General features: G+C 46.9%; 7 protein-coding genes. All 7 read right to left on the bottom strand.

Translation table 11 applies throughout. The features are described from left to right. Nucleotides 1–522 (bottom strand): IS4/Tn5 family transposase DNA-binding protein (locus tag Xedl_RS18855; RefSeq protein ID WP_279625379.1); only part of this gene is annotated, 522 nt, incomplete at its 3' end. Nucleotides 523–595: 73 nt separating this feature from the next. Further along, nucleotides 596–1651, bottom strand: coding sequence for a phage tail protein (locus tag Xedl_RS18850; protein WP_244149765.1), 1056 nt, complete (start codon nt 1649–1651; stop codon nt 596–598). Continuing rightward, on the bottom strand, nt 1651–2049 hold the full coding sequence (locus Xedl_RS18845) for a DUF6950 family protein (RefSeq protein ID WP_074025256.1): 399 nt from the start codon (nt 2047–2049) through the stop codon (nt 1651–1653). Before Xedl_RS18845 ends, Xedl_RS18850 begins: the two co-directional genes overlap by 1 nt. A 79-nt stretch (nt 2050–2128) precedes the next feature. Beyond that, a complete protein-coding gene (locus Xedl_RS18840) occupies nt 2129–2788 on the bottom strand; it encodes a DNA translocase FtsK (protein ID WP_074025255.1) in 660 nt (219 codons plus the stop codon). Nucleotides 2789–2876: 88 nt separating this feature from the next. Beyond that, the gene (locus tag Xedl_RS18835; RefSeq protein WP_074025254.1) at nt 2877–3458 is read right to left on the bottom strand and encodes a hypothetical protein; all 582 of its coding nucleotides are present in this window, start codon (nt 3456–3458) and stop codon (nt 2877–2879) included. Then, the gene (locus tag Xedl_RS18830; protein ID WP_074025257.1) at nt 3458–4060 is read right to left on the bottom strand and encodes a hypothetical protein; all 603 of its coding nucleotides are present in this window, start codon (nt 4058–4060) and stop codon (nt 3458–3460) included. Before Xedl_RS18830 ends, Xedl_RS18835 begins: the two co-directional genes overlap by 1 nt. Nucleotides 4061–4066: 6 nt before the next feature. Further along, on the bottom strand, nt 4067–5518 hold the full coding sequence (locus Xedl_RS18825) for a phage tail tape measure protein (RefSeq protein ID WP_074025253.1): 1452 nt from the start codon (nt 5516–5518) through the stop codon (nt 4067–4069). Between the last annotated feature and the right edge of the window lie 125 nt (nt 5519–5643).

Below are 5643 nucleotides of genomic sequence, written 5' to 3'. Positions count from 1 at the left end.
TGAAGCCCGTTCCCATTTATAGCTTTCTTTGTCTTTGTAAGCTCTGCTCGCATGATATTGATTTTGCCCGTAAGCTTGAAGGTCTCTCGTCCAACGAGCTTGTTCAATGAGCCCAATCACCTGCTGCTTATCAGGAGCAAAGAGCAAAACGGAATGTGCATGCATACCTCTGGAACGTTTATTGGATGTGGTGTGCCCCATCTCATCTCGAACCGTAGGGTGGGTAAATTCCAGCGAGGTCGTATCTTCAAGAGCGAGGAGGCAATCATAGTGCTTAACCTGCTCAGCGGTGGCGACAAAGCCAGCTTCTGCGATAGCGTGAGGATTAATAGCTTGATTACGAGTGAAACGATAAGCGGCTTCGATATCCGCAGGTGATTTTAAAGACTGCACGAGAGACTGTCCTAAATGATTTGCAAGAGAAGAAGCCAGCTTGACCAGGCGCTTAGTGCGGCGACTATCCCCTAAATCGGCATATTGAAAAGTGTCTTTTGCCCATTGCTCAGTATTTGTAGAAAACATCATACGTGACCTCGACGTGGTATTTCTTGTTGAGATCAGCCAGGCAGAAAAAGGTTCAAAAATATCCCTCGATTCAATCGAGGGATTTGTGTAGAAGAGACAGGACAATAGGGGGGAAATCGGTTTTGGTGTAGATCTGCTCCGCATCAATAAACGTGCCATAAATAGCATTCGTGGCGTCCTTTAGACCCACTTCCGGTGTCAGCGTAACAGTATCAATAATCTGGGATTCATGGATATCCAGAATCGCAGGTCCATTGTATGCCCCCACTAAGATTCCGTGCTTGCCTGCCATATATGTTGGATCTGCGGACAGGCACCGATGCATGGCATCTAAAATAGCCGATGGGCTTTCTTCCAGTTCATACGCCCCGTTGAGGGCATAGCGTGGTTCGCGTCCACCCTCCGGTGTATCTACGCCCTCGCTACAGATATCCGCTGCCCGCTTGAACGCCTCCCAATCGATATCAGAATCAGGCACCTGTAAATAACTACGGTAGTAATCCAGAATGACCAAAGCCCCGTTATTACTCCACCGTGTCTCGCCTGTTCGGGGATCATACAGTTTCTTTCCCCAGACCTCGCACTTGATATTAGGCAGGCCATACGGGAACTTCTCCGCATCAAACTTAAGGGTGACGCGCAACCACGTCATGTTGCGACCTATCATGTCTGGTTTCCATGATGGGCAATTTTTCAGCATAAAGGGATCGGCCTTTGTCCTGCCGCTATGCAGCTCCCACTCAGCATAGCCACCAAACGACTCTATCGGGTCGTCCCCCAGCCAGATACGACCTATCTTTTCAATCGGATGACCCGCCAGAGCCAGAGTCAACGTTATCCGCTCGTTCTCATCCTGCTCACCCGGTTCTTCCTCGGCAAAGAACAGTAATCCAGAGACCACTGTATGACCTATAACCACCGTCTCTGAGGCCGCGGAAGAGCGTAACATCTGTTTTCGCTCGCTCTGGTCTCGCCCCATTGTGGGTAATTTGGGCTTGTACATCTGGCTGGCGGCAAATTGGACTGCCATCCCGGCTGCAATTAACGCCGCCCCAAATGGTCCCGTGACAACTGCACCCACTATCATTAGCCCGGCAGAGACCACACTCGCAACCGTTTTTCCCATTACTCCACCCTCCATGCCGACAGCGGACTGATATCAACCGGACGCACGCCAACACGGGTGACCGCCCAAATCTGCCCCGCCCACAATACCCCCAGCGTTTTGCCCTCTTCTGCCTCAAACATCACAATATCCCCGCGCCCTGCCGTGGTGACCGGAATACGATCAAATAACCGATCTAACGCCTGCTCTAGTGAACCAAACTCTGATTTCAGCACTTCGGCTGCACCTGCCTGTGTGTTATAACGCCCGCGTACCGTTTCGCACGGGTCAAAATCACACACTGCTTGAACACAGTCAGCGGCAAACAAACAGCAGTCATGCTCACCCCATAAAAAAGGGCGACTCATGGCCGCCCTGATAGTATTAGGTAATCGCAATGTCCATTGTTGGTGTCTCATGGGGTTCTCCGTGGGAAATAAAAAAACCCAGCATTGAGGCTGGGCTTAAAATTGACTTGAAAATTATATGGCATGTAAACTACATATCTAAACGTTCCAAATAATATGCGTCTTTATTTTGGTCATAACGCACAATTGCTTCAAATGGTGTCCTTATCATAGCACCAAAGCTATTTTGAGCATCAACATAGCCAATAAAGTTAAACTTACATTTCTCTGGTTGAGTGGATTTAACATCGTAGTAGCTGGCAAACTTAGCAGTTGATGGTGCCTTTAAATGAGATGATATAAATTTTTTAGCATAAGAATATGCAGTTTTGTCATCTGAGCAATAATCTACCTCAGGTGCTGGTGATCGATTAGAACAAGAAACAAAAACGAACACAACAACAATAAAAACGAATATAACAATAATAAAACCAATACCAGCCATAAGCCATTCACCTAATGTTCCAGAATCGCTTTGCTTAGTATTAAATACTCTGGGATTTGGTTCTTTTTTTTTCTGTTTCGTTATTTTTTGTGTTAACGGATTAATTATTTTATATTGAGAGGTCTCACCACTACACTCCCATGCAACTATTTCCATCTCTTCCATTTGCTGTAATAGCAAAGCTGCTCTATTATAACCTATACTAAAATACTCTTTTATCTCATTAGTCGATGTGTATTCTTTGGTCATTACAAAATCAACCACATCATCAAACAACGGATCAAGTTCCTCATTGGTTGAATTCACCAGCCTTGCCCTCAAAACGTTTGAAATATCAACACATACTACCTCTTAGTATTTTTGATATCCAGATGTTACAGGTAAATATTAAAGTTTATTTATAAATAAATGCAGGTGCATCTTTTTTACTTCCCCAATAAATGGCGCGTTCTGCCATCTGCGCAACATACCGAAATATCCGATCTCCCTGTCGTCTGGTTGACCATGATTCATCGGTAAATCGGTCAGGTAAGCCCATCGACCAGCGTTCAAAACGATTGGAAATAGTGACACTGACCGCATTTTCATTTCCGGCCACCACATTGATAGTTGAGATTTGCCCTGCGAATAATATTTCCGCCAAGAGAGGGTGACCGTCATCACCAATAGTGACCATCATGACGCTGGCATCCCTGCCACGTCCACGCTCATTTAACACCGTTCCGACCAAGCCACGATCAAATCCCGTCAATTTTAAGACCAGTTGCGTTGGGCTGGTTGTCATACTTTCCGATACGGCTTCAATCTCCCCCAAACTGCCTACGCCTAGATAATTTTCTCCGGCAATAACCAGATTCCCAACGCCGGTATGGGCGCAAACCACACCGGAGACGAGATCCAGACGGGTAGCCAGCACGATATGTGCGCCCTCATTAATAGCGCGTACCATGTCATCAGAAAACGGATGATAAAACATCAGAATAATGCCTCCTCAAAAGATAAGGTGGTGCTGGTGAGAATGCCCGGTTTACGTTGAAAATTGCCCTGATCATTGCCTGTCTGTTTAAAAATCCCAAAGGGTCGCTCTGTTTCGATTTTGTCATGCTGTCTTGGTGAATAACGTAACATGGGCGAAATGGGAATAACGGCCGTTCCCGTACTGTCGCTGTCTACATTCTCCGTCACCATTTTCAACTCATTCCCTACAGTCAGGTAATCACCGCGTTGGATAACTCGTGTATTTTTACGCCAGCCTGCCGTTTTCAGATAATACCCAAGTTGATTAGGTTCACTGACGAGAGGGTGAGGATTACCCATACCCACAAGCCCTGGTCTCGCCCAATCGAACAGGCGTACCCTGCCTGACTCCCCGTCCAGTTGAGCCACCAGCACCTCTAAAATGCGTGACTGATCATCGGTCAAATTGTTAAACGTCAATGTGCAACGCCAACGGCTGCCGGGGAACCGTGCTGTTTGGGTGCTGCCATTGAAAACTGATGTGAACGTTTTGCTGTTACTGAGTAATTGCCAATTGAGCGTGCTGGGTACAATTTCTTCCGGCCAGTCTAAAATCCTAATTGCCATCTATACCCCCAATGTTTTTCTCACCTGCCCATTTGATTGAAAATCCCGAATTAGATCGGCCTTAGCCCTCGCCGCCCCTTGCTCTGCCCCGCGTCTGGCGGCTTCCTCCATTGCAGCCAGCAACACCTGATCGCCATTGCCGGAGACCTGAATAGTTTGATGGATATGGATATCACCCGATGAGGCAGGCGACGTAACCGCCCGAACACCGAGTGAACCATCGGCGCTACGCTCAAGCGGCATGATGGCTTCGGGACCTGCCTCCCCCATTAACCCACCGCCCTTGGCAAATTTAAAGAGTGTTGGGCTGCTCACAATCTGCCCGCTATACTGACTCAGATCGGCCGATTGATAGATACCACCTTTGGCGTTCGGGATGAAATCACGCCAACTGGTAGATATTCCCATTGCACCTATATTGGAAGACATACCTCTACCCGCTAAAGAATTGGTGCCCATATTTGCTATTTCACCGAATCCGCCGAAGAATCCAGATATCGCTTTGGTAACCATAGATTGCATGGCGATACGAACCAGATCTTGAATAATGGATTGTGCCAATGACGCAGACAGCTCTTTCATGGATTCCGAGAATGATTTAGTCCCCATTAACATTCCGGTCAGGGCATTCCCCGTCCGCTGCTCCACCGCATCCAGTAAATTTATCTGCATTTTCTGAAAATTGCCTTGGGCGCCATACAATTCTTTCGCTGCCGCCAATTGCGCATCTTTCGATCGCGTACCAGCCGCTGTGACTAATTGCTCATAGCGCTCTTTATTGATGCGGTTATTCTGATAATAAGCCTCATACAACGAAGTCTGCTCTGTTAACTGGTTTTTCAGTTGAACCAATGGATCTACCTCTCCCGCCACATTAAGGTGCGGTGCGGCAATCTGTTTGGCCTGTTCTGCCAGCTTATCTTTGACGGACGTTTGATACAGTGTTCGACTGGCGGATAAATATTCCTGCTCGGTCAGTAAGCGCTGAGAATACAGCGCCTTGAGTTCCTGACTGACTTCCATCTCCTGTCGGATCAGGGCTTTTGCAGGAGCATAGCGTTCTGCCAATTCAAGGCGCTGCTTCTGATGGTTTTCAGCATTAAGGGCTTTCAGGCGCTGAATTTCATTCTGGGAAACTAATCCTGACTTGCCGACTTCATTCAATTTTTTTTCAGTTTCCCGCTCACTGAGTATGATACGTCCTAAACTCGTCGAATGCGCCCTTTCAATGTCAAAGCGCAACTGGTGATACTGGTTCAGGATTTGCGCACTTTTCCCCTTTTTATTATTATCGTCGCTCCCTTCTCCTGTCCACGGATTGATGTTATTCACTCCTGAAAGTGCAGGCTCTGGTTCTGAGGATTTTACATCGAACTTACCAGTAGAAAGTGTCTCTTGATGTCGTTTAAATTTTTGCTTACGCACATCGACTTCTTTATCAAGATCTTCCAATTGACTCAGAAATCCACGCTTTTCTTTAACAGCCTATTCAGTATTTTTTCTGCGCAGCAACACGACGAGAAATGCCAGATTGACGAACTGAAGGCTGGTATTCAAATATCTCTCACAGTTCTTCC

The organism is Xenorhabdus eapokensis (genome assembly GCF_001908105.1).
The sequence above is the reverse complement of the archived record's forward strand: the minus strand, read 5'-3'. Positions and strand labels throughout refer to the sequence as shown.